The 20,772-nt window shown below is 65.2% G+C and carries 20 protein-coding genes; 10 read left to right on the plus strand and 10 right to left on the minus strand.

From position 1 onward, the window contains the following. The first annotated feature begins 88 nt into the window (after window positions 1-88). Window positions 89-1,363, plus strand: a complete 1,275-nt coding sequence (locus tag CFE28_02430) for a Xaa-Pro dipeptidase (protein ID OYU68945.1) — start codon at window positions 89-91, stop codon at window positions 1,361-1,363. A gap of 13 nt (window positions 1,364-1,376) precedes the next feature. Here CFE28_02430 and CFE28_02435 read toward each other — a convergent pair whose 3' ends face one another. From CFE28_02435 to CFE28_02480, 10 genes are all read right to left on the minus strand, one after another. Next, window positions 1,377-2,519 (minus strand): acyl-CoA dehydrogenase, encoded by a 1,143-nt coding sequence (locus CFE28_02435; protein ID OYU68946.1) that lies wholly within the window; start codon window positions 2,517-2,519, stop codon window positions 1,377-1,379. 78 nt (window positions 2,520-2,597) lie between these two features. Continuing rightward, window positions 2,598-3,242: a YihA family ribosome biogenesis GTP-binding protein gene (locus CFE28_02440; protein ID OYU68947.1), complete on the minus strand. Its 645-nt coding sequence runs from the start codon at window positions 3,240-3,242 to the stop codon at window positions 2,598-2,600. Next, window positions 3,239-5,038 (minus strand): membrane protein insertase YidC, encoded by a 1,800-nt coding sequence (locus CFE28_02445; GenBank protein ID OYU68948.1) that lies wholly within the window; start codon window positions 5,036-5,038, stop codon window positions 3,239-3,241. Before CFE28_02445 ends, CFE28_02440 begins: the two co-directional genes overlap by 4 nt. An 11-nt stretch (window positions 5,039-5,049) precedes the next feature. Then, a complete protein-coding gene (gene rnpA, locus CFE28_02450; protein ID OYU68949.1) occupies window positions 5,050-5,448 on the minus strand; it encodes a ribonuclease P protein component in 399 nt (132 codons plus the stop codon). Between the two features lie 24 nt (window positions 5,449-5,472). After that, window positions 5,473-5,607, minus strand: a complete 135-nt coding sequence (locus CFE28_02455; protein OYU68950.1) for a 50S ribosomal protein L34 — start codon at window positions 5,605-5,607, stop codon at window positions 5,473-5,475. Window positions 5,608-5,681: 74 nt separating this feature from the next. Then, window positions 5,682-6,428 (minus strand): type I methionyl aminopeptidase, encoded by a 747-nt coding sequence (map, locus tag CFE28_02460; GenBank protein OYU68951.1) that lies wholly within the window; start codon window positions 6,426-6,428, stop codon window positions 5,682-5,684. 2 nt (window positions 6,429-6,430) lie between these two features. Then, window positions 6,431-7,414, minus strand: a complete 984-nt coding sequence (locus tag CFE28_02465; GenBank protein OYU68952.1) for an NADPH:quinone oxidoreductase — start codon at window positions 7,412-7,414, stop codon at window positions 6,431-6,433. Beyond that, window positions 7,414-8,460: an esterase gene (locus tag CFE28_02470; protein OYU68953.1), complete on the minus strand. Its 1,047-nt coding sequence runs from the start codon at window positions 8,458-8,460 to the stop codon at window positions 7,414-7,416. Before CFE28_02470 ends, CFE28_02465 begins: the two co-directional genes overlap by 1 nt. Before the next feature lie 2 nt (window positions 8,461-8,462). After that, window positions 8,463-9,080, minus strand: coding sequence for a TetR family transcriptional regulator (locus CFE28_02475; GenBank protein OYU68954.1), 618 nt, complete (start codon window positions 9,078-9,080; stop codon window positions 8,463-8,465). Window positions 9,081-9,155: 75 nt separating this feature from the next. Beyond that, window positions 9,156-9,539, minus strand: coding sequence for a hypothetical protein (locus CFE28_02480; protein ID OYU68955.1), 384 nt, complete (start codon window positions 9,537-9,539; stop codon window positions 9,156-9,158). Window positions 9,540-9,704: 165 nt separating this feature from the next. On the opposite strand from CFE28_02480, the gene CFE28_02485 reads away from it, so the two are divergent. From CFE28_02485 to CFE28_02525, 9 genes are all read left to right on the plus strand, one after another. Further along, window positions 9,705-10,307, plus strand: coding sequence for a recombination protein RecR (locus tag CFE28_02485; protein ID OYU68956.1), 603 nt, complete (start codon window positions 9,705-9,707; stop codon window positions 10,305-10,307). Beyond that, window positions 10,304-12,316 (plus strand): hypothetical protein, encoded by a 2,013-nt coding sequence (locus tag CFE28_02490; protein ID OYU68957.1) that lies wholly within the window; start codon window positions 10,304-10,306, stop codon window positions 12,314-12,316. Before CFE28_02485 ends, CFE28_02490 begins: the two co-directional genes overlap by 4 nt. A gap of 142 nt (window positions 12,317-12,458) precedes the next feature. Next, window positions 12,459-14,807 carry a TonB-dependent receptor gene (locus tag CFE28_02495; protein ID OYU68958.1) on the plus strand — a complete coding sequence of 783 codons (2,349 nt, stop codon included), beginning with the start codon at window positions 12,459-12,461 and terminating at the stop codon, window positions 14,805-14,807. 110 nt (window positions 14,808-14,917) lie between these two features. After that, window positions 14,918-15,523 carry a polyisoprenoid-binding protein gene (locus CFE28_02500; protein ID OYU68959.1) on the plus strand — a complete coding sequence of 202 codons (606 nt, stop codon included), beginning with the start codon at window positions 14,918-14,920 and terminating at the stop codon, window positions 15,521-15,523. Window positions 15,524-15,526: 3 nt separating this feature from the next. Next, window positions 15,527-16,828, plus strand: coding sequence for a cytochrome B (locus CFE28_02505; protein ID OYU68960.1), 1,302 nt, complete (start codon window positions 15,527-15,529; stop codon window positions 16,826-16,828). Continuing rightward, window positions 16,759-17,733 carry a threonylcarbamoyl-AMP synthase gene (locus CFE28_02510; GenBank protein ID OYU68961.1) on the plus strand — a complete coding sequence of 325 codons (975 nt, stop codon included), beginning with the start codon at window positions 16,759-16,761 and terminating at the stop codon, window positions 17,731-17,733. The genes CFE28_02505 and CFE28_02510 overlap by 70 nt, the downstream gene beginning before the upstream one ends. A 23-nt stretch (window positions 17,734-17,756) precedes the next feature. Next, window positions 17,757-19,166: a hydroxyacid dehydrogenase gene (locus CFE28_02515; protein ID OYU68962.1), complete on the plus strand. Its 1,410-nt coding sequence runs from the start codon at window positions 17,757-17,759 to the stop codon at window positions 19,164-19,166. Between the two features lie 9 nt (window positions 19,167-19,175). Then, on the plus strand, window positions 19,176-19,973 hold the full coding sequence (locus CFE28_02520; GenBank protein ID OYU68963.1) for a hypothetical protein: 798 nt from the start codon (window positions 19,176-19,178) through the stop codon (window positions 19,971-19,973). Next, on the plus strand, window positions 19,973-20,770 hold the full coding sequence (locus CFE28_02525; protein ID OYU68964.1) for a 3-hydroxybutyrate dehydrogenase: 798 nt from the start codon (window positions 19,973-19,975) through the stop codon (window positions 20,768-20,770). The genes CFE28_02520 and CFE28_02525 overlap by 1 nt, the downstream gene beginning before the upstream one ends. The last annotated feature ends 2 nt before the right edge of the window (window positions 20,771-20,772 follow it).

A 20,772-nucleotide genomic window follows, 5' to 3' on the forward strand; every position in this document is an offset into this window, starting at 1 on the left:
GTCACGCAGCAGGCGCAGTCATTGCCCTCTCGACGCAAGGCCAGACCGTGCTAGCAAGTCGCAAACCCAATTCTGACTGTGAGTTCCCATGCGTCTGCTCGCCCTTCTGGCCACCACTTCCCTCCTGGTTCTTGGCGCAGGCCAGAGCCAGGCCCGCACCGTCGCCGTTACGGCCGACAAGCTGCTGGACGTCGCCACCGGCAAGGAGACTGACAGGCCCCAGGTGATCGTGGTCGATGGCCGCATCACCTCGGTCGGCCGCCAGGGCGATGCGGTTCCGGCCGGCGCCGAGAAGGTCGATCTGCCCGGCGTCACCCTGCTGCCGGGGCTGATCGACATGCATACCCACATCACCTCCTCGCCGCTCTACAGCGGCTATAACGCACTGCTGTTCACCGACAGCTTCTGGGCGGTGATATCGACGGCCCACGCCAAGGCCACCCTCGACGCCGGCTTCACCACCATCCGCAATGTGGGCGCCAGCGAATTCGCCGATGTGGGTCTGCGTCAGGCCATCGAAGCCGGCTTCGTGGTCGGGCCCCGGATCGTCACGGCTACGGACGCCATCGGCGCCACCGGCGGCCACTGTGACTCGACCTTCTTCCCGCCGTCCATGAACCAGAAGGGCTATGCGGTCATCGATAGCCCTGACCAGGGCCGCCAGATGGTCCGCCAGCTGCGCAAGTACGGCGCCCAGGTCATCAAGATCTGCGCCACGGGCGGGGTCTTCTCCCGGGGCGACGCCCCCGGCGCCCAGCAGCTGACCTTCGAAGAGATCAAGGCCATTGTCGATGAGGCCCATGCCGCCGACATGAAGGTCGCCGCCCACGCCCATGGCGCGTCGGGCATCCGGGCCTCCATCCTGGCCGGGGTCGACACCATCGAGCATGTCAGCCTGGTGGACGACGAAGGCATCAAGCTGGCCCTGCAGAAGGGCGCCTATTTCGGCATGGACATCTACAACACTGACTACACCCAGGCCGAGGGCAAGAAGAACGGGGTGCTGGAAGAGAACCTGCAGAAGGACCGGGATATCGGCCTGATCCAGCGCCAGAACTATCAGAAGGCCCTCAAGGCCGGCGTGAAGATGATCTACGCTACGGATGCCGGGGTCTATCCCCACGGCGACAACGCCCGGCAGTTCGCCACCATGGTCCAGTGGGGCGCCAGCCCCCTGCAGGCCATCCAGTCAGCCACCATCACGGCCGCCGAGGCCCTTGGTCAGGCCAGGGATGTGGGTCAGATCAAGGTCGGCGCCTTTGGCGACATGGTGGGCGTGGCGGGCGATCCCCTGAAGGACGTCACCCTGCTGCAGCATCCGGTCTTTGTGATGAAGGGCGGCGATACGGTCCGCCGCCCCTGATCTGGGTCCCGGATCAGATGGTCCGGGCCACCACTTCCTTCATGATCTCGGACGTGCCGCCATAGATCCGCTGGACCCGGGCGTCACGCCAGAGACGGGCTATGGGATACTCGTTCATGTATCCGGCGCCGCCGTGCAGCTGCAGGGCGGCGTCGCAGACCTCCCATTGCAGTTCTGTGTGGAACAGCTTGGCGGCTGAAGCCTCGGCCGCGGTCAGCTCACCCTTCAGGTGTTTGGCCATGCACCAGTCCAGGTGGGCCCAGCCGGCCTGGAGCTTGGCCTTCAGGCCCGCCAGGGTGAAGCGCGTGTTCTGGAAGTCGAACACGGTCTGGCGGAAGGCCTTCCGCTCCTTGGTGAACTTGACGGCCTCGTCAAAGGCCCTCTGGGCGCCAGCCTGACCGGCGATGGCGATCTGCAGGCGCTCCTGGGGCAGCTGGGTCATCAGATAGACGAAGCCCTTGTTCTCCTCGCCCAGGCAGTTGGTCATGGGCACCCGCACATCCTCGAAGAACAGTTCCGAGGTGTCGGCGGAGTTCTGGCCGATCTTGTCGAGGTTACGACCGCGCTTGAAGCCGCTGCGGTCAGACTCCACCAGGATCAGTGAGGTGCCCTTCGAGCCCTTGTCGGGGTCGGTCTTGGCCACCAGGACGATCAGGTCGGCGCTCTGGCCATTGGTGATGTAGGTCTTCGAGCCGTTGATCACATAATGATTGCCGTCCCTGACGGCTGTGGTCCGGACGCCCTGCAGGTCGGACCCGGCGCCTGGCTCGGTCATGGCGATGGCGGTGACCACCTCGCCAGAAACCATGCCCGGCAGCCAGCGCTGCTTCTGCTCTTCCGAGCCGTAATTGATGATGTAGTCGACGACGATGTCCGACTGCAGGGTGATGCCGGCGCTGGATCCGGCATAGGACAGCTCTTCGCCGATCACGGCGTTGTAGCGATAATCCAGGCCAAGGCCGCCGTATTCCGTTGGGACCTGGGGACAGAGAATGCCCGCCTCGCCGCAGGCCAGCCAGAAGGACCGGTCCACGACGCCCTGTTCTTCCCATTTGTCGAGGTGGGGGATCAGGTGCTGGGCGAAGAACTTGCGGACCTGGTCGCGGAACATGTCCAGGTCGGCGTCGTAGCAGGCGCGGTGCGGGGTCTCGAGCATGGTTTGGGGCCTCGGCGGGATGATGTTGATCCCGATTAAACCCCCTCACCCAGGGTCACGCCAGAGGGTGAAATCGATCTAGGCCGTCACGCCGCAGGCCGCAGCGACCTCGGCGCGGAGCTCGGGCAGGCCGGTTCCCTTTTCCGAAGAGGTCGCCAGCACCTTGGGAAAGGCGGCCGGGCGTTTGGCTATGGCCGCCTGGGTTTTCGCGATCACGGCCTCGACTTCCGCAGGCTTGATCTTGTCAGCCTTGGTCAGGATGATCTGATAGGAAACAGCGGCGCGGTCGAAGGCGTCCATGGGCTCGATATCGACCTCTTTCAGGCCGTGGCGTGCATCGATCAGCAGATAGGCCCGCTTGAGGTTCGGTCTGCCCCGCAGATAGTCGCGGCCAAGGTTCTGGAACTGTTTGACCGTCCCCTTGGAAGCCTTGGCCCAGCCATAGCCGGGCAGGTCCACCAGGCGCAGTTTCTCATCCAGGACGAAGAAGTTCACTTCCCGCGTACGGCCCGGCTCATTGGAGGCCCGGGCCAGGTGCTTCATACCCACCAGGGCGTTGATCAGCGAGGACTTGCCCACATTGGACCGGCCGGCGAAGGCCACTTCCGGAAGGTCGGCGGGGGGCAGGCCGTCCATGGCGACGGCGCCCATCATGAACTCGGCCTGGCGCGCAAACAGGATGCGCGCGTCCTCCAGCTGGTCCTCGGTGAAGTCGGACGTCACGCCTTTGCGCCAGGGGATTTCCCGGTCAAACGACCCAGAATGTCGTCCACGGGATTATCGACCTTGAACCGCCGCATGATCACATACTGCTGCAGGATCGTCAGCACGTTGGACCATGTGTAGTAGATCAGCAGGCCCACAGCCAACTGGCTCAGCACGAAGGTGAAGATCACCGGCATGAACTGCATGATGCGCTGCTGCACCGGGTCAGGCGCCGGCGGGCTCATCTGCATGGAGAGCCACTGGGTGAATCCGTACAGCAGTGGCCAGACGCCAATGTGCAGGCTTCCGGCCAGAATGGCGCCGATCAGGGGCGCTGTGGACGGATCCCAGGGGATCAGCCCGAACAGGTTGAAGATGGTCGAAGGATCGCGGGCCGACAGGTCCTGGATCCAGCCATAGAAGGGCGCGTGGCGCATTTCGATCGAGACCGACAGCACCTTGAACAGGGCCAGGAAGACCGGAATGGTGGCCAGCATGGGCAGACAGCCCATGAGCGGATTGATCTTCTCCTTCTGATAGAGAAGCATCAGTTCCTGCTGCTGCTTGGCGGGATCGTCCTTGAATTTCCCGCGCAGGGCTTCGACCTCTGGCTGGATCTTCTTCATCTTGGTCATGGATTCGTAGCTGAGATTGGCCGGATAGAAGAAGGCCAGACGAACCAGGACGGTGAGGGCGAGGATGGCCAGGCCGAAGTTTCCGACCAGGTTGTAGAACTGCTCGAGGATCCAGAAGATCGGCTTGGTGAAGAAGTAGAGCTTGCCCCAGTCCACGGCGTCCACAAAACGCGGAATGCCGAGGGAGGCTTCATAACCCTTGAGGACAGGAACCGTCTTCGCGCCGGCGAAGAAGTGGCTGACATGGGTGATCTGGCCGCCGGCTGCGACAGCGCGGGGCTGGCCCAGGAAATTGGTCTCATAGATATCGACCGACGGGGTCGGGGTCACCCGGAAGGCAGCGTGGATCTGTTCCTTCTGATCCGGGATCAGGGCCGCCAGCCAGTACTTGTCCGTAATGCCCAGCCAGCCGCCCTTGGCGGTGAAGTCCTTCTCGCCGTTCTTCTTGAGGTCCTTGTACTTCACCAGCTGCAGGACCTTGTCCATCACCCCGACAGCGCCTTCATGGGCGCCTGACGCATCCTGGGGCGGGGCGCCCTGGCGCTGGATGGAGGCGTAGGGCGCTACAGTGATCGAGGCGGCGGTGGTGTTGGCCAGGGTGTCGCTGACCGTGAACATGAACTTGTCGTCGACTTCGATCCTGCGGGTGAAGTTCAGGCCCTGACCGTTGTTATAGGACAGGACAAGAGGATGCCCGGGCGCAAGGGTGTCGCCCTGGACCAGGGCCCACTGGGTCGAGCTGTTCGGCAGACCAGGCAGGTTCGCGCCGGCCCAACCGAATTCGGCGAACCAGGCGCGCTGGGCGCCTTCGGGACGCAGGAGTTCCACGGCGGCGGACTTGCGGTCCACCGTGGCGCGATAGCCCGTCATGAACAGGTCATCGATCCGGGCGCCCTTGAGCGCAATGGAGCCGGTGAGGGCGGGGGTCTCGATCCGGGCCCGCGGGCTGGCCGACAGGGCGGTGGCGCGGGATACATAGGTCGGCTTCGCGACGACGCCGGGAACGCCCACGCCCTTGGCGTTGGGCTGAGCCGTTGCGGCGGCGGTTTCGCGCGCCTTCATCTCGGCCTGCATCCGCTTGGTCTGCGGACCCATGACCAGCACCTGATAGGCGAGCAGCAGGGCGATCGCGCAGATGGCGAAGATGAATGTATTGCGATTGGAATTGTCGTCGGGCATTCGCGGCGCACTCAAATCGGAGGGGGAGGTGCGCGACGGAACGCGCCTTCGGGGCTTTCGCTTTCGGCGCGCAGGCTTAACAGCGCGCTTTTCACATCGTCAAGCAACCGGCCCCAGGGGCGGGTCGGCGCGCCGTTGCGCGCGATCAGTACATAGTCGTGACCGGGGCGGCCGAAAAGGGGGACCATTTGCCGGGCGGCGGCCCGCATGCGCCGCTTGGCGCGGTTGCGGACAACGGCGCCGCCAACCTTCTTTGTGGCGGTGAAGCCGACGCGCACGGCTTCGGCGTCGTCACGACGGGCGCGGGCCTGAAGGACCACAGCGCCCTTCGCACAGGACTTCGCCTTGGCGGCCGCGAGAAAGTCGGGGCGCACCTTGAGCCGGGTAATGGGAAAATCGGGCTCCGACATCCGGACGCCCCAGGATTCCGAAGATTAAGCGGTGAGCCGCTTGCGGCCCTTGGCGCGCCGACGGGCGATCACCTTCTGGCCATTCTTGGTGGCCATACGAGCGCGCCAGCCGTGACGGCGCGCGCGCACGAGACGGGAGGGTTGAAATGTGCGCTTCACGGGAATGGCTCCGGGTCGAAATCGAGCGGCGGGGAATAGGGGATGGGCAGGGGTATGTCAACCGACTCTGCAAACTAGGCCAAGGTTAGTATCACCGGGCCCTGGGCTGTGGCGACCAGGGTGTGCTCATACTGAACCGTGGCCTGGCCCTTTGGCGGCCTGAGAGTCCAGCCGTCCTCATCCTCTTCCACCCAGTCCGCCCCGAGGGACAGGAAGGGTTCAATGGTGAAAACCAGGCCTTCGGGAATCCGCCTCTGATCCCGGGGTTCATACCAGGTGGGTATCTCACCCGGGTCATCGTGCAGGGACCGGCCCACTCCGTGGCTGGCGAGGTTCCTGATCAGGCTGTAGCCGTTCTTGTCGGCAAAGCCCTCAATGGCGTGGCCGATGGCGTTGAGCCGACCACCAGCCTGGACAGCCCGGATCCCTGACCACATGGCGCGGCGGCCATCGCGGCAGAGACGCTCAATGCGTCGCGAGACCGGCGGCACGGCGAAGCTTGCGCCCGTATCCCCGAAAAAGCCGTCCAGCTCGGCCGAGACGTCGATATTGACCAGGTCCCCGGCCTTGATCCTGCGATCGCCCGGAATGCCGTGTGCGCAGTCGGGTCCGATGGAAATGCAGGTGGCGCCGGGAAAGTTGTAGGTCAGCTCCGGCGCAGACCGGGCGCCTTCCCGCTCGAGCAGGTCCCGGCCGATATCGTCGAGTTCCCGGGTGGTCATGCCAGGCTCGAGGGCCTGGCCCATGGCTGTCAGGGTCCGTGCGACCAGGGCGCCGATCACCTTCAGCTTCTCGAGTTCGTCGGCGTTGGTGATGGTCATGGTCAGAGATCGGGCCGGACAATGGTCTTTCCCACCACCTTGCGGTCGGCGAGGGTGTCGAAGGCGGCGCGCCAGCCGTCGAGGCCGTATTCCTCGTGGACCCGGGGATTGACCTTGCCTTCAGCGGCCAGGTCCCAGATCGCCTTGTTGTTGGCCCGGCCCTTTTCCGGGAACTGCCGGCCATACTCCCCGGCCCGCACGCCCATGACCGAGAAACCCTTGATCAGGGCATAGTTGACCGGCAGGACTGGCAGGCGGCCCGAGGTGAAGCCTATGGACAGGATTGCGCCGTCAAAGGCGATGCAGCGGACGCTCTCATCAAAGATGTCGCCCCCTACCGGGTCATAGATGACATCGGCCCCACGGCCGCCGGTGATCTCCTTGACCCTGTCCTTGAAGCCGCCCGAAACGTTCACGATGGCGTCGGGCTGATATTCCCTCTCAACGATCGCCAGCTTTTCGTCAGACGCCGAGGCTGCAATCACCCTGCATCCCAGTACTTTCGCGAGGTCGACGCAGGCCAGGCCAACCCCGCCGGCGGCGCCATGCACCAGGACCCAGGCCCCGGGCTCGACCCTGGCGCGGCTGACCAGGGCGACCCAGGCGGTCAGATAGGCCACCTGATAGCCGGCCGCCTGGCCAAAGCTGAGGAAGTCGGGCTTGCGGTGCAGGGCCGCCGCCGGGCTGCAGGCGAATTCGGCAAAGCCCCCGGTCCGCGAACCGCCGGCCACCAGGTCGCCCACCTTCCACTGGGTGACGCCTTCGCCCAGGGCGACGACCTCCCCGGCCAGTTCCATGCCCGGGGTAAATGGCACCTGGGGCTTGTGCTGGTGCTCGCCGCGGGTCTGCATCAGGTCCGGGAAGTTCACGGCCGAAGCCTTGACCTGGATCAGGACCTCGCCGGGCCGGGGGTCGGGGGTGGGTATGTCCCTGACGATGCAGCCAGCGTATTCGGCGGCCAGTTCCTCGACGACCAGGGCGCGCATCAGGTTTGCTTTCCTTGCAGGACGTCCCGGGCCAGGGCGGCGATTTCCCGGCACGCCTCGGCGGCGGGGGGCACGGCGCCGGTGAAGGCGGTGAATCCATGACACAGGCTGTCATAGGCCCGGTACTCGACGTGGCCCCCAGCGGCCTTGAGTTGCCGGGCATAGGCTTCGCCCTGGTCGATCAGGGGGTCGAACCCCGCCGTGGCGATGACGGCGGGCGCCAGACCCGTCAGGTCGGTCTCGCGTCCAGGCGACAGGCGCAGCTGGGCCGGATCATCGGTGGGGTTCAGATAATGGCCCATGAACCACTCCATGGTCGCCCGCCCCAGGGGGAAGGCGTCGGCATAGGTGGTCATGGACGGGGTTTCACTGGCCACGTCGACGCAGGGATAGATCAGCAATTGCAGGTCCGGCTGGGCCTCGCCCGCCCGCCGCAGGTCCTGACAGACAATGGAGGCGAAATGTCCCCCCATGGAGTCTCCGCCGATGGCGGCCCTGCCCGTCGGCGCGCCGAAACGCTCTGCATGGTCCCGGCACCAACGATAGGCGGCCAGGACGTCATCCAGTCCGGCAGGGAAACGGTGTTCCGGCGCCAGGCGATAGTCGATGGAAATAACCGGCGCCTGGATCGCCCTGGCCAGGATTCCGCAGAAGGATTCACAGGTGTCCAGATCACCGATCACGCCTCCGCCCATGTGGGCGAAGACCAGAAGGGCGTTTTGGGGGTCCTGGTTGTCCGGCCGGTAGACCCGGGCGGGCCTCTCACCCTCGGCGCCCGGGATCATCTCGGGGCCGACCCGGACGCCGGGTTCCAGGGGCGCGCTGAGGGCGGCGAAACCTGCGGCGCTTGAGGCGCGGGCCTCGACGGGCTGGAGGCTTTCCATGGCCGGGCCTTTTTTCGCGCCGGCCGCCAGGAACTGCAGGCGGGGATCCAGGGTGCGACCGCCCTTATAGACCGCGCCGCCGCCCGACATCATGCGCAGGACAGGTCCTGGAAGGGACAGGAGGGTGCGAACCACGGCGCGCTGAAGTCCCAGATTGGCCATGGCTAGCGGTCCTTCAGGCCATTGACCCCGCTCAGGATCATGGTGACGGCGAAATCAGTTGCGGCCTTGGTGTCGAACGGCCGCCGCATGAGCATGCGGTCAGCGACTTCGCGCGCAATGCCGATACAGGCTGCCGCCAGATAGTCCGGATCAGCGCCCCGGGCGCCGCCCCGGGCGATCTCATCGACAATGCATTCCCTGACTTCGGCAAACACCGCCTGCATTTCCGGCGTCTCGCCCTGAATATGCAGGTGCGGCTCATCAGGAGGTCGCCTTGCGAGCCAGGACTGATGTTCGACGGCGACAAAGTCGAGATAGGCTGCGATCGCCGCCCGGACAAAACTCTCCCAGTCGGTCGCCTGTGCTCTCTGCGCTTTCAGGATGGGGGCGAACCGCCGGGCGCCGTCCGCCGACAGGGCGGCGGCGACCTCCTCCTTGGAATGGTAGTAATTATAGAAGGTGCCAGCGGCCAGACCGGTGCGCCGGACAATGTCCCTGACGGTGACATTGTCATAGCCCATCTCGCCAAACACCTCCCGGGCCGCGTTCAGGATGGCCTGGCGGTTCTGCACCTTGGTCTGCTCGCGCTTGCCAAGAGGGAGATAGGCGACTTGGGGCATAGGAACTCAAACTCGAAAATGACGGGCGTCAATATAGAGCCCGGTGGATGATTGGAAACCCAATTTGCCTGCTGACTAATAGGAGGACGGCAGGGGATCGGAATTGCAGCCTGCGCGGCACTGGCTCCAGCTTGTGGGGCAGTCGTCGGCCTGTGCCCCCGACAGACAGATGTAATAGGTCTGGGCGCAGGCCAGTCGGCATTGCTGGGCGACACCGCCGGCTCCGGGCGCCGCGACGGTCAGGGGCGGGATGGCGCCCTGGGCGCCATAGGCTACGGGCTCCCGCGCCTGTGTCCTTTGTCCGGGGGTGGCGGGCCTCTCGCCGGGGTTTTCCTGCGCCACTGCGCCCCTCAATCCCAAGGTGGCGGCGGCGCTGGCGGGCGGGCGGTTCGTCTGCTGGGCCTCTGCCACGCCGGCAATGGCCAACAGGACGATGATGAGACGAAGCGAACGGGTCATGCCTGCAGTTTCCTCCGGGCCTGTTAACGGCCGGTTAACCATGATTTCCACCGATTGACTGTCAATTCCGGGTATTTCGTGAAAAACGGGGCGCATATCGGTGAAATTCCGTAAGCTGCCTCCGCCGTGCGGCGCGCCGGTCAGTCATTGAATGGGGATTGTTGCTTGGCCGCTTCCGCGGGACCTGAAATCGAGCGGCTGATCGCGCTTCTGTCCAAATTGCCCGGACTGGGGCCAAGATCCGCCCGCCGTGCAGCCCTGGCCTTGCTGAAGCGCCGTGACCAATTGCTCCTGCCGCTTTCCGACGCCCTCTCCCAGGCGGCCGCAAAAGTCCGGACCTGCCAGATCTGCGGCGCCCTGGACACCCAGGATCCCTGCGCCATCTGCACCGATCCTGGCCGCGATCCGGCCCTGATCTGTGTGGTGGAGGAAGTCGGCGGCCTGTGGGCCATGGAGCGGGCCAGCGCCTTTCGCGGTCGCTATCATGTCCTGGGGGGACTGCTCTCAGCCCTGGACGGGGTCGGCCCCGACGCCCTGCGGGTGGGGCCTCTGGTGGCGCGGGCGGGAGCTGGCGAGATCCGTGAGGTGGTCCTGGCCCTGCCGGCCACGGTGGATGGCCAGACCACGGCGCACTATCTGGCCGAGAATCTGGCCCGGGCTGACGTCGCCGTCACCATGCTGGCCCGTGGCGTGCCGGTGGGCGGCGAGCTGGACTGGCTGGACGATGGCACCATCGCCCAGGCCATGCGGGCGCGTCGACCGGCATGAGCGAGGCGGTTGCAGGCCTGAACGCCGCCATAGCCCATGGTGTACGCATGCTGGGCGCCCGACCGGACCTTGCTGAACAGCAGGCCCGGGAAATCCTGCAGGCGGCGCCCGGACATCCGGCGGCCCTCCTGCTCTTGGCGCAGGCCTGCAGGCTGCAGGGGGCGGCAGGAGCAGCCCTTGAAGTCCTTGAACCTCTAGCCGCGTCGCAGCCCAAATGGGCCCCCGCGCATCTGGAACTGGGCCTCGCCAGGGCAGACCTTGGCGACAGCCCCGGCGCCTTGAAGGCCCTGGATCAAACCGTGTCCCTCAAGCCCGACCTGCCAGAGGCCTGGAGCGCCATCTCCCAGCTCCGCAGGATGCTGGGGGACAGCCGCGGCGCAGACCAGGCCCAGGCCCGCTATCTGGGCGTCGCCATCCAGGATCCTGTCCTGCTCGAAGCTGGCGCAGCCCTGGCTGAGGGCAAGCTGGCGGTCGCCGAGCACGGCCTGCGCGATCTCCTTCGGGTCCGGCCCGACGAGACCGCCGCCCTGCGCATGCTGGCCGAAATCGCCACCCGGCTGGGAAGATATGAAGACGCCGAAGCCCTGTTGGTCCGCTGCCTGGACCTGGCCCCCAGATTCACGGCCGCCCGGCACAATCTGGCTGTCGCCCTGTACCGGCAGACCAGGGCGTCCGAAGCCCTGACGGAGGTCGAGACCCTGCTGAAGGACGACCCGAAGAATCCGGGCTACCGAAATCTGCAGGCCGCCGCCCTGGGTCAGATGGGCGAGTATGAAAAGACCATCAGCGTCTATGAGACCCTGCTGCGGGAGTATCCGGCCCAGCCCAAGGGCTGGATGAGCTATGGCCACGCCCTGAAGACGGTCGGACGTCAGGCTGACGCCATCCTGGCCTATCGCAAGGCGCTGGAGCTCCTGCCCAGCCTGGGCGAGGCCTGGTGGAGCCTGGCCAATCTGAAGACCGTGAAGTTCTCGGACGACGATCGCGGCGCCATGCAGGTCCAGCTGGCCCGGACAGACATTTCCGAGGAGGACCGCTTCCATCTGGACTTCGCCCTGGGCAAGGCCTTTGAGGACATGGAGTCCTATGCGGAGTCCTTCGCCCACTACGACGCCGGCAACAGCCTGCGGAGAAAGGGCATGGGATATGACGCCGAAGAAACCAACAGCCATCTCCAGAGATCCCGAGCCCTCTTCACGCCTGCCTTTTTCGAAGCCCGCGGGGATTTCGGAACCTCAGACCCTGACCCCATCTTCATTCTTGGCCTGCCCAGATCCGGGTCGACCCTGATCGAGCAGATCCTGGCCAGCCATTCGGCCATTGAAGGCACCATGGAGCTGCCGGACATTCCGGCCATCGCCAAGCGACTGGGCGCACGCCGGCGCAGTGACGAAGATTCCGCCTATCCCGAGGTTCTCGCTGACCTGTCCGCCGAAGAGTGCAGGGCCATGGGCGAAGACTATCTGGCCCGCACCCGGCATCAGAGAAAGCTGGGTCGCCCGTTCTTCATCGACAAGATGCCGAACAATTTCGCCCATGTGGGGCTGATCCATCTGATCCTGCCTGGGGCGAAGATCATCGACGCCCGCCGCCATCCCCTGGGATGCTGCTTTTCAGGCTTCAAGCAGCACTTCGCCCGGGGGCAGGGCTTTACCTATGACCTGGTCGATCTGGGCCGGTACTACAGCGACTATGTCGCCCTGATCGCCCACTTCGACACCGTACTGCCAGGCCGGGTCCACCGGGTGATCTATGAGCGAATGGTCGCTGACCCGGAAGCCGAAGTCCGCGCACTGCTCGACTATTGCGGCCTGCCCTTCGAGGCCGCCTGTCTGAAATTCCATGAGAATGAGCGGGCTGTGCGGACAGCGAGCTCTGAACAGGTCCGCCGCCCGATCAATACCGATGGCCTGGATCAATGGCGGAATTTCGAACCCTGGCTTGGCCCGCTGAAGGCCGCCCTCGGGCCTGTGCTCGACGCCTATCCCGATCCTCCGGTCCCTGCCTGAAAGGCTGGCGCCCAAGCCACAGTTTGCGACAGATGTGTGTCGCAACCTTGACAGGGCTGGGCTCGCGGTTTGCTAGTACCCTCAAACGGGAGTCCGCCGCCTTGTGGGCCGTCTCTCGCGCAGCTCAATCAGGGATCAAAGAATGATGCGCGCAGTCAAGGGTCGCATGACCTTCGGAGCCAGCCTCCTCGCAACCTCCATGCTGGCGGGGATTCCCGCCGCCTATGCCGCCGAAACATCGGCCCCCGCCACCGTCGAGGAGCTGGTGGTGACCGCTTCCAAGCGGGAAGAGAACATCCAGGATGTGCCGGCGGCCGTGACCGCCATCTCGACCAAGAAGCTTGAAGACCTGCAGATCGACAACTTCGACGCCTATGTGAAGTACCTGCCCAGCGTCGCCGTGCAGAGCTCGGCCCCGGGCTTCTCCAATGTCTACATGCGCGGCGTGGCCTCTGGCGGCGACGGCAATCACTCCGGGTCCCTGCCCAGCGTCGGCACCTATCTGGACGAAGCGCCGATCACCACCATTGGCGGCGCCCTCGACCTCCATATCTATGACATCTCCCGGGTCGAGGCCCTGGCGGGTCCCCAGGGCACGCTCTATGGCGCCAGCTCCCAGGCCGGCACCCTGAAGATCATCACCAATTCTCCGGAACTGGGCGTGTTCAAGGCCCGCTACGACCTGAGCGTCAATTCGGTGAACCACGGCGATACCGGTTACTCCGCCGAAGGCATGGTCAATATTCCGGTGAACGACAAGGTCGCGGTGCGCCTGGTCGCCTGGGACCAGCATGACGCCGGCTATATCGACAACATCAAGGGCACGCGGACCTATCCGTCCTCCGGCGTAACCATCAACAACAACGCCTACGCCAAGAACAACTACAATGAGGTCGACACGGTGGGCGGCCGCGCTGCTGTCCTGTTCGACGTCAACGAAAACTGGACGGTCCGGCCCACCATCATGGCCCAGGAGACCAAGTCCGGCGGGATCTTCGGGTACGACAACTCGCTCAAGCACTATCAGGTGAAGCACTTCCTGCCGGAAGGCGCCAAGGACAAGTGGTACCAGGCCGCCCTAACCGTCCAGGGCAAGATCAGTGATTTCGATCTGGTTTATTCCGGCTCCTACATGGACCGGAAGATCAACTCCCAGTCGGACTACACCGACTATTCCTATTTCTACGACACCCTGTTCGGCTCGGGCGCCTACATCACCGACGCCTCGGGCAAGGTGATCGACCCGACCCAGCGGATTACCGGCAATGACCACTTCACCCGCCAGTCCCACGAAATCCGCCTGAGCTCGCCTCAGGAATGGCGTGTCCGTTTCCTGGTCGGCGCCTTCCAGCAGCGTCAGACCCACCTGATCGAGCAGAACTACCAGATCACCGGCATTGATCCGGCGATCTCGGTCACCGGTCGCAAGGACACCCTGTGGCTGACGGACCAGTTCCGGGTTGACCGCGATGAGGCTGTGTTCGGCGAGCTCTATGCTGATCTCACCAAGACCCTCACCCTGACCCTGGGCGCCCGCGCCTTCCAGGCCGACAATTCCCTCTACGGCTTCTTCGGCTTTGGCAGCGGCTACAGCTCCCGGACCGGCGAGGCCGCCTGCTTCGCCAAGTCCTCGGTGGCCGGCAGCCCCTGCACCAACCTGAACAAGCGGGCCAAGGAAACCGGGACCATCTACAAGGCCAACCTCAACTGGCAGGTGGCTGACGGCAAGTTGCTCTATGCGACCTATTCGCAGGGCTTCCGCCCGGGCGGCATCAACCGTCGTTCAACCCTGGCGCCCTATGTGGCCGACTATCTCTACAATTACGAAATTGGCTGGAAGACCGAGTCGGCCGACCGGACCATCCGGTTCAACGGCGCGGCCTATTACGAAGACTGGACGGATTTCCAGTTCTCCTTCCTGGGCCCGAACTCCTTCACGGAAATCCGCAATGCCGGCCAGGCCCGGATCAAGGGCATCGAAACCGAACTTTCCTGGGCTACCCCCATCGACGGCCTGAGGCTCTCGGGCGGCGCCACCATTACCGACGCCAAGCTGGCCTCGGACTATTGCGGCACCGTCGACGCCAAGGGCGTGCCCGTGAAGGTCTGCGGCAAGCCCCAGGCGCCATCCGGCACCGCCCTGCCGGTGACCCCCAAGTTCAAGGGCAATGCGATCGCCCGTTATGAATTCCCCTGGGGCGACATGAACGCCCACCTCCAGGGCGCGGTGGTGTTCCAGACCTCCAGCTGGGCGGACCTGCGCCTGACCGAGCGGAGCCTGCTGGGTCGCCTGCACGGCTATCAGGCCATCGACCTGTCGGCCGGGATTGAACGCAACAACTGGAACCTCGAACTGGCCATGACCAATGCCGGGGGCATTATCGGCGACACCTATCGTTCGTCACAGTGCACCCCCACCGTCTGCGGTCAGACCTATATCCGGCCACTGCGTCCCCGGACCTTCTCGATCAAGTTCGGTCAGAAGTTCTAGGATTCGCATCCCGGCGACGGGAATGTCTTGAGTTTGAAGTCTGGCGCCGCTCTTCTGATGGAGGGCGGCGCCATTCTTTTGGGGGGCTGCCCAGACAGGACGCCCTCTGCATGCTGCGACCCGCCCTTCTGGCCCTTTGCCTTGGCCTTTGTCTGGCCACAGCAAGCCAGGCCAATCCGGTCAGCAATGACCCCTCGGCGGCGCCCAGGGGCGACTATGTGCTGGACAAGCGCCACGCCAGCCTGCTGGTCCGCATCGCCCATCTTGGCGGGTTCTCCAGGTTCACCATGCGGTTTGACCGGATGGACGGCGCCTTTGCCTTTGATCCCGCCACCTGGCCGGCCACCCTTGCAACTATCAGGGTGGATCCGACCTCCATCAATACCGGCCTGCCGGACTTCGACAGGACCATTGCCGGACCGGCCTATTTCGATGCGGCCAGGTATCCTGAGATCCTGTTTGTGGCGAACCGCGTGGACGCACAGGACGGCAGGGGAACCATATCCGGCGACCTCACCTTTCATGGAGTCACCCGGCCGGTGCGCCTGGACGCAACATTCAATGGCTTTGGCCCCGGCATGCTGGGAATTGGAACCCGCATGGGGTTTTCCGGAACCGGTCGCATCAAGCGGTCCGACTATGGCGTCAAAACCATGCTGCCCTTTGCCGGTGATGACCTTGAACTGGTGTTCGAGGTCGAGTTCGTGAAGAAATAGGTCATGTCAGAAACGCCTTCGCCCGTTCCCCAGCCCCGCACCCGGTATGCAGCCATCGCCATCGCCCTTCACTGGGTGATCGCCGCCGGGATCATTTTCCAGATCCTGCTGGGATGGCGCATGGAGGATCTGAAGACCCCCCTCGGCTTCGCCCTTGTCCAGCTGCACAAGTCGGTGGGGATCACCATCCTCCTGCTCAGCCTGGTCCGCCTGGGCTGGCGTCTGGCAAATCCGCCGCCGCCGGAACCCGAAGGTCTGAAAACCTGGGAAGTCAGGCTCTCCAAGGCCGTCCACCTTGGCTTCTATGTCATCATGATCGGCATGCCCCTGACCGGCTGGCTTCTGGTTTCCGCCAGTCGGATCGAGATCCCCACCCTGCTGTTCGGCGTCGTCCCCTGGCCCCATGTGCCGGGGATCGCAGACCTTGCCGAGCCCGCTAAGGGCGTGTGGCGGATGATCGGCGGTCGGGGACATGGCCTGCTGGCCTTCACCTCATACCTGCTGGTCGCCCTGCATGTGGCCGGCGCCCTCAAGCACCAGCTGTTTGACCGGGAGACCCCCATCCTCGACCGCATGGCCCCCGGCGCCCGTGCGGGAAACTGGTTCGACCTGCGGCTGATCCTGATCGCCCTGGGCGGCCTGGGTGTGATCGCCGCCGCCGGACTGGTTCAGCCCAGGCTGCCCGCCAGCGCACCCCTGCCGCCCGCCGTTGAGGACGACGCCGTCGAGCCGCCGGCTTCACCCGTCGCAGCCCCTGCTCCGGAATCCGCGGCGGTGGCGCCCACAGTGGTCGAGGCCCCGCCGGCGATTGCCCGGACCTGGGTCGTCGGCAAGGGCTCAAGCCTTGGCTTCACCACCAGCTGGGGCGGCGAGGCCATAGCCGGCCGATTTGAAAAATTCGATGCAGACATCGTCTTTGGCCCTGACGCCCTGAAGGATTCAAAGGTCAAGGTCGCCATCGATTTGTCGTCCGCCGTCACGGGCGACGCCCAGCGCGATCAATCCCTGCCTGCCGCCGACTGGTTCGATGCGGCGACCCATCCCACCGCAATCTTCACCGCATCGCGGTTCGAGAAGACCGGCGAGGGCCGCTTCATCGCCCATGGCAAGCTCAGCCTGCGTGGCGTGACCCAACCCCTCGACCTGCCCTTCCGCTTGAGGATCGAAGGCGACAGGGCCCATATGAGCGGTGTAACCACAATCGACCGGACCGTGTTCGGGGTGGGGCAGGGCGAGTGGAAAGCGACCGATCAGATACCGGCCAGGGTGAAGGTCTCGGTCCAGTTGACCGCGACCGCGAAATAGCCGCCGCCGCCGAGGCTCTTCGGGCCGGCCAACTGGTCCTCATGCCCACGGAAACGGTCTATGGGCTTGCCGGATCGGCCGGCGACCCCATGGCGGTCGCCGCAATCTTCGGCGCCAAGGGCCGTCCGCGGTTCAATCCCCTGATCAGCCATGTGGCCGACCTGGCGGCAGCCGGAAAGATCGCTGTCTTTTCCGAGGCGGCCCGGCGCCTGGCTACAGCTTTCTGGCCTGGCCCCCTGACCCTGGTCCTGCCCTCGGCGCCGGGATCAGTGGTCTGCGACCTCGCCCGGGCGGGTCTCGACACCGTCGCCGTGCGGGTCCCTGAACATCCGGTCGCCCTGGCCTTGATTCAGGCCTTTGGCGGCCCTGTCGTCGCCCCCTCGGCCAACCGGTCAGGCCGCCCCAGTCCGACAAGCCTGGGTCACGCCGTAGAGGAAACCGGAGACAAGGTCGCCATGGCCCTGGACGGCGGGCCCTGCCGCATCGGCCTGGAATCCACGGTGGTCAGTCTGCTGGACCAGCCGCGTCTCCTGCGCCCCGGCGCGATCACCCGGCAACAGATCGAAGCCGTGATCGGGCCCCTGGCGGAGGCCGAGGCAGATGCGAAACGGTCCCCCGGCAGGATGGCGCGGCACTATGCGCCGAACGCGCCGGTCCGCCTGGAGGCTGACGCGCCACGACTCGGCGAGGCCTATCTGGCCTTTGGCCCACACCCGGCCGGCCCTGCCGTCTGGAATCTCAGCCCGACGGGGGATCTGGCCGAGGCCGCCGCAAACCTGTTCGGCTTCCTTCGGGCCGCAGATCAGTCCGCCCCGACCGCCATAGCCGTGGCGCCCATTCCCGGGGAGGGCCTTGGCGAAGCCATTGCTGACCGCCTCAAGCGATCAGCGGGCTATGTCGGATGACGCATTGGCGCTAAATTGATCCCATGACTGTTCCCGTCCCGTCTGACGTCATCTCGCGCCTCAAGGCCGTCCTCGGCGAGGGCGGCTGGAGCACCGATCCCGCCCGCCTCGCCCCCAAGCTGCTGGAATGGCGGGATCGATGGACGGGGACCACGCCCCTGCTGGTCCTGCCCAGGACCACGGCCGAGGTGTCGGCGGTGGTGGGCATCTGCGCGGAGTCGGGGGTGGCTATCACGCCTCAGGGCGGAAATACCGGCCTGGTGGGCGGACAGATACCCCAGGGCGAAATCCTGCTTTCCACAGAGCGCATGCGGGCCGTCCGGGATCTGGATGCGTTTGATGACGTCATCGTCGCCGAAGCCGGGCTTCCCCTGGCTGCCGTGCATGAAGCCGCCCTCGCCGTGGGCAGACGATTCCCCCTGGGTCTGGCGTCGGAAGGATCAGCGACTGTCGGGGGCGTCGTCTCGACGAACGCCGGCGGCACCGCTGTCCTGCGTTATGGCCCGACACGCGATCTGGTGCTCGGGCTGGAAGCCGTCCTGCCCAATGGTGAGATCTGGAACGGCCTGAAGCGCCTGCGCAAGGACAATACCGGCTATGACCTCAAGCAGCTGCTGATCGGGGCGGAGGGCACGCTCGGCGTCGTCACGGCGGCGTCCCTGAAACTCTTTCCCCTGCCGGCCAGCAAGGCGACCGCCATGGTTGGCCTCGCTGATCCGCAGGCTGCGATCAACCTGCTGGTCCAGGCAAAGGAGGCGGCGGGCGCAGCGCTGGAAGCCTTTGAGCTCATGGGCCGGCGCGGCCTGGATTTTGTGCTGAAGAACATCCCCGATCAGCGGGACCCGCTGACCGCCGTCCATCCCTGGTATGTCCTGATCGAAATCGCCGCAGGAACCCCGGGCGCGGCAGAATCAGCCATGGAAGGTCTCTTGTCCCGCGCCCTTGAGACCGGTCTCGTCGCCGACGCCGTGGTGGCCCAGACGGAAGCCCAGTCCCGGGCCCTCTGGTCCCTGCGGGAGAACCAGTCCCCGGGCCAGAAGCCCGAAGGCGCCACCTGGAAGCATGACGTTTCGGTGCCTGTCAGTCAGGTGGCGACCTTCATCGACAGGGCTTCGGCAGCCATGACGGCCTTTGTACCCGGCTGCCGGATCACGGCCTTCGGACATGTGGGCGATGGCAATATCCACTATGACGTCATCCGCCCTGACGGGGGGGATGACGCGATCCATTCCGCCCGGCGCGGGGAGGGATCCCGGATGGTCCACGACATCGTCGCTGATCTGGGGGGCTCGATCTCGGCTGAGCACGGCCTGGGCGCCATGAAGACGGAAGAAGCGCGTCGCTACAAAAGCGCCATCGAGATTGCGGCCCTCTCGGCAATCCGGCAAAGCCTTGACCCCAAGCGGATCATGAACCCCCGCGTCCTCTTCTAGCAGCGCCCCATGATCATCGTCCTCTCCCCCGCCAAGGCCATGAACTTCGCACAGCCCAAGCAGGCCGTGCTGATGACCACTCCCGCCATGACCGATGAGATCGCCGAACTGGCCGAGGTCACGCGCAAGCTCTCGGTCCGTCAGCTGAAGTCCCTGATGGATCTGTCGGACGCCCTTGCCACATTGAACCGCGAGCGGTTCCAGGCCTTTGACCCGGCCATGGAAGAGGGGCTCCAGGCGGCCTTCGCCTTCAATGGCGATGTCTATAGCGGCCTAAAGGCGCGGGACCTGGACAAGAAGGCCCTGACCTGGGCCCAGGATCATGTACGCATACTGTCGGGTCTCTATGGCCTACTCCGGCCCCTGGACGGGATCCAGGCCTATCGCCTCGAGATGGGAACCTCGCTGAAGACCAAAAGGGGCAAGACCCTCTACGCCTTCTGGGGGGACCGGCTGGCCCAGGCCCTCAACGAGGCGATCAGGGGACACAAGGACCCCACCCTGGTGAACGCCGCCTCCCAGGAATATTTCGGCGCCGTGGCCCAGAAGGCCCTGGCCTGTCCGTTGATCAACACCCGCTTCCTTGAGGAAAAGGACGGCGAGGCCAAGGTGATCAGCTTCTACGCCAAGCGGGCCCGGGGGCTCCTGGCCCGTTACGCCATCGATCACCGACTGGAGAAGGCGACCGACCTCAAGGCCTTTGACAGCGACGGCTACAGGTTCGTCCCCCATCTTTCGACCGAGGCGGAGTGGGTCTTTTCCCGGCCGCAACCTCCGCCGATCAGCGCAAAAAAGGCCGTGTCTTAATGTCAGTGGATTATGGACTTCAGGGCCATGTGGCGGTGATCACCGGCTCCACCAGCGGAATTGGCCAGGCCCTGGCCCGCGCCCTGGCCGAGCAGGGTGTCAATGTCATCCTCAACGGCTTTGGCGACCCCGCGCAGATCGAGGCTGACCGCCTGGCCCTGCAGAACGCCACCAACGCCGCCGTGCGCTATCACGGCGCCGACATGACCAAGCCGTCCGAGATCACCGACCTGATCAACTATGCGGTCTCCGAGTTCGGGCGCCTGGACATTCTGGTCAATAATGCAGGTCTTCAGCACGTCGCCCCGGTGGACGAGTTTCCGGTGGAGAAGTGGGACACCTTGATCGCCGTCATCCTGTCCTCCACCTTCCATGCCTCCCGGGCGGCCATACCGATCATGAAGGCCCAGGGGCGCGGACGGATCGTCAATATCGCCTCGGCCCACGGCCTGGTCGCCTCGCCCTTCAAGTCGGCCTATGTGGCCGCCAAGCACGGGGTGGTCGGCTTCACCAAGGCCATCGGGGTGGAGCTGGCTCGCACGGGCATCACCGCCAACGCTATCTGCCCGGGCTATCTGAAGACGCCGTTGGTGGAGAAGCAGATCCACGATCAGGCGGCGGCGCGGGGCATTCCGGAGGACCGGGTCATCGAGGATGTCATCCTTGCGGCCCAGCCCAACAAGAGCTTTGTCACCTATGAGCAGCTGGCCGGCCTCTTGCTCTATCTGGTGTCCGACATGGGCGCTTCAGCGACTGGTGCGGCCATGGTGGTCGACGGCGGCTGGACTGCCGCCTGACC

It is taken from the genome of Alphaproteobacteria bacterium PA2, from assembly GCA_002256425.1.
In the GTDB taxonomy this organism is placed as follows: Bacteria; Pseudomonadota; Alphaproteobacteria; order Caulobacterales; family Caulobacteraceae; genus Phenylobacterium.